This is a genomic window from Hoylesella enoeca JCM 12259 (assembly GCF_000613405.1).
Lineage (GTDB): Bacteria > Bacteroidota > Bacteroidia > Bacteroidales > Bacteroidaceae > Prevotella > Prevotella enoeca.
Window position 1 is genome coordinate 1 of record NZ_BAIX01000083.1, and the last position, 3515, is coordinate 3515.

The following is a 3515-nucleotide window of genomic DNA, read 5'->3' on the forward strand; positions in this document are numbered from 1 at the left end:
ATAAAAATAGGAAAATGGAAAAAATCACTTTACAACGAGTTGGTATAAACTACAATGGTTATACTGCTTACAAGGATGAGAAAGGAAACTATTACTTGGATTTGTCGCTGTCCCCACAAAGTAATCCAACAACGTTATATTGTGCATGTCCTGCCAACGATATGGACGGTGAAGCAGGTTTTGAGTTGAAGCGAGACTTTGTGATTGCAAACCCTTATACGGAAAAGGAAATAAGGGAGTACAATTGTAGGGATAAATATATGATGCTTTCAAAAATATACCATGATTTGATTGCATACCTTGGGAAGACTGGTAATGAAGAGCAAGACAAACAGGATTTTCGCTACCACAACGACAAATATGGTCTTTGGGGAAATTCCGTCAATGAAACCATAGAAGAGGTAAAAAGACGTTGGAACATAATCCCCGAGGATTTAAAGCCCCAATGGTGCACGGTCGAGGATATTGCTGAATTGGAGCGCAAGGCAAAGGCTGCTAACTGATAATAATGTGTTCTTTTGTCGGTTTCCCGACAAAAGAATGCTTCAAGGAATAAAAAACAACTTAAATTATAAAAACATGGCAAATTGGGCAAGGACAAGCTACCGTATTGAAGGTAGCGAGAGTGATTTGAAACGAGTGTTCGACGTAATTGACAGCTTTATGACAGACAAGTGTAAGCCTGTCGAGGAAAACGCATCCAAGGAATGGGAGGGAAATATCGTCAGAGTTTTGGGAGCGACGGACGAGCAGATGGAAAATAATTATCTCCGTGGTTTCATCCAAGAGTATGAAATGGATGGAGACATCATTAGTATAGAGGCGGATGAAGCATGGGGAGCAACGGATTTCCGTCATGTGCTTACGAAGCTCATGCCTGACCTTACCGTCTACTACATCGTGGAAGAGCCAGGCTGTGAAGTCTATGCTACCAATGATGCCGAGAGCAAATACTTCACAGACAAGTTCTACGTGGACGCTTGTGTGAACGGAAACTATGAGAGTGGTTATTTTGAAACAGAGAAACAGGCAATGGCGTATGCAGCAGAGTTGCTTGGTAAAGAGGAAGTCAGCAAAGGAGAATTGAAGAACTGGAACAAAGAACATAAAGGGGACAATGATTTCCTCTACGTTCACGAGTTTGAGATTGAAGACTAAGAAAAAAGGTCATGGCAGGGCTAACCACCCTGCCGCAATCTTTTTTTAACATGAAACACAAGAAGTTTGAGTTAAAGACACGCAAAACGACCATTGCAAGCTACAATGCAACATACGACGGTTATCTTCAATTTTGTGATGATATGGGCAATGAACCCCGCGAAGAAAATAGTGAAGATTATTCTGAATGGTTGGATATTGCCCAAAGTGAAGGCGGCTTTTATGTTGATTGAAAATGTTTGGGGATGAAATGTCCCCAAACATTTTGGGCTGCTCCTTAATGTCGCAGCCATAGGCGAACCATTGAGTCTCGCCAGTAAATAGGTCATTTTAGGTCATTAGACGTGACCTTATGATAAGTGCCTTGGATGTGATATGGTGCATACCGTCTTCCGTTAAAACGTGACTTAAAGTATTTTCCGTACACCCAAGTTCTTTCTCGGAGAGCTTCTTAAAGATGGCATTCACACTGCCAAAGTAATAATTCTTACGGCTATGTATGAGATGCACATGGATTACTTTCCTCAATAGTTTTTCTTTCATAAAACAACTAAAGTCTGAAATTTGCATTATTCTATCTTCTCTTCCCAAAGATTAGAACCAATACTGTCTCTTTGCTGATACATGTCTGTCGTTATTTCAATTTCAATACCTGTCCCAGTCCAATTTACAGAGACAACTTTGGTATTGTACTCATTGGAAAGCAGACCCTCCAATGATACTTCAAGGCCTCGATACCTGTAAAGGTTGCTGCCTTTGAACACGACATCTTCTTCGTCAGCCTTTATATGCCCCTCTTCTATGAAACTTTGAATACCTAAAGTATCTCCAGGAGACGGAACGCATGAAAACGGCCATGTTCCACGCCAATTATAAACATTTCCGGCCCAGCAAAATAAAATACGTACTTCCATATATCTTCTTTTGGATACAAAGATAGCAATTTTTATTGATAAAACTTCTAAATATTAAATATATGGAAGTTTTCATCATTCAATTTTTTTATTGTTATCTTGAAACAACCAAGAGATGGCTATTATCATCCCCTGTAACCATTTCCATGCGTTCCGTCTCCTGCAACTTATGGGGATTCTATTTTACATTTCCTTATCTATCTTCCCATTTCCGTTTCTGATTTCGACCTCACTTTTCGTCCGCTTGCGGTCATCCATCGACTTTTATTCTGCAAAGGTATCGCAGGCAGGGAATACGGAAAACACCGGAACAAGTCCTATTGACGGAAAACTTTTCATGACCCTCCGAAATCAAAGATTGCGGTTTCCTGAAAACTTTTACCGGCCAATTGTTTGCCTTATGTCCCCTTAACGCCTGCGATGTTACCTTGCACATAAAAGGTTCGAGATGACGGTTACACCGGAATGATAAAAAAAAGTTCGGGTCGAAGAAACGAAAAAACTATAAAAAGGTTGAGAATCGGGATGCCCAGAATAAATATTAAATTCATAAAACAATAAGAAAATGGAAACAGCAACAATTCAATTTGTAACACCAATGTGGAACATTGAAAAGATGACAGGTTACAAGCCTCTCACAACATTTTGGAATGATTTCTCTACGGCAGAGCAATTTGGCATAGAGGCAGTAAAAGGCACTTTCAAACGAGCTTTTGAAGAATGGAAAGGTGACTATAAATTTCTGACCGAGCTTGTTATGGTGCTCAATCATAAAATTTGGCAATGGTACGAGAAAAACGATGAGTTGGCACGTGTTTACAATGCCCTTTGGGAAGAAGCGGACAATTATGGTTGCGAAAACCTGAAAGGCGAGGAATTAGACTACTTTTATGAAACACTTGATTAATAACCAATGCAAGGTGGAAACCCCACCTTATTAAAACAGACAAAACAATGAAACATTTTGATTATGCCCCTCTTTATGAAGAGATTTACAAACGACAGAAGCAGGAACTAATCGACGCTTTGCAGAATTTCCCTAACCATGAATTTCATTTTGGGATGGATTATGACGACGAAGAACAAGGAGAAAAGGCGGAACATCCTTACATCATAGGATATTTGGGGGAGGAACCTGCCGACCTGAAAGTAATGGCGGTAAAGGAAGAAGATGGTTTCCTGTCAATATTGGTAAAAGACAAAGAAGATGGCTTTGAGGGAACCATCACCGATTTGAAGCTGGATATAGTCTTAGGACATTTGGAGAACATACTTGATGAGTTGCCAGATATGTAGCTAATTTGATATGAGTGAGGTGTCAGGTATCGCCCGGCATCTCACTTCTTGAATTTTCATGCCGAAAAAATCGGTGGGGCTTACCGCCCCACACCCTGATTATGAACCGGCTCCTTTCGGGATTGAATGTCAAGGACATTGCCGGAT

6 protein-coding genes are annotated in these 3515 nt (G+C 40.3%); 5 read left to right on the top strand and 1 reads right to left on the bottom strand.

Annotated elements, in window-relative coordinates; genetic code table 11:
• The 3 genes from JCM12259_RS12445 to JCM12259_RS12455 form a co-directional block, all read left to right on the top strand.
• Positions 1 to 503, top strand: a 503-nt coding sequence (locus JCM12259_RS12445) for an LPD11 domain-containing protein (protein WP_234396615.1), incomplete at its 5' end; no start/stop codon positions are given.
• A 76-nt stretch (positions 504 to 579) separates the two neighbouring features.
• Positions 580 to 1158: a hypothetical protein gene (locus tag JCM12259_RS12450; RefSeq protein WP_025066686.1), complete on the top strand. Its 579-nt coding sequence runs from the start codon at positions 580 to 582 to the stop codon at positions 1156 to 1158.
• 11 nt (positions 1159 to 1169) lie between these two features.
• Positions 1170 to 1391: a hypothetical protein gene (locus JCM12259_RS12455; RefSeq protein WP_036889091.1), complete on the top strand. Its 222-nt coding sequence runs from the start codon at positions 1170 to 1172 to the stop codon at positions 1389 to 1391.
• Positions 1392 to 1727: 336 nt separating this feature from the next.
• On the opposite strand, the gene JCM12259_RS12465 is transcribed toward JCM12259_RS12455, so the two are convergent.
• Complete coding sequence (locus tag JCM12259_RS12465; protein ID WP_025066689.1) at positions 1728 to 2072, bottom strand: hypothetical protein; 345 nt, start codon at positions 2070 to 2072, stop codon at positions 1728 to 1730.
• A 598-nt stretch (positions 2073 to 2670) separates the two neighbouring features.
• Here JCM12259_RS12465 and JCM12259_RS12470 point away from each other — a divergent pair.
• The gene (locus JCM12259_RS12470) at positions 2671 to 2979 is read left to right on the top strand and encodes a hypothetical protein (RefSeq protein WP_025066690.1); all 309 of its coding nucleotides are present in this window, start codon (positions 2671 to 2673) and stop codon (positions 2977 to 2979) included.
• Between the two features lie 47 nt (positions 2980 to 3026).
• Positions 3027 to 3368 carry a hypothetical protein gene (locus JCM12259_RS12475; protein ID WP_021590357.1) on the top strand — a complete coding sequence of 114 codons (342 nt, stop codon included), beginning with the start codon at positions 3027 to 3029 and terminating at the stop codon, positions 3366 to 3368.
• The last annotated feature ends 147 nt before the right edge of the window (positions 3369 to 3515 follow it).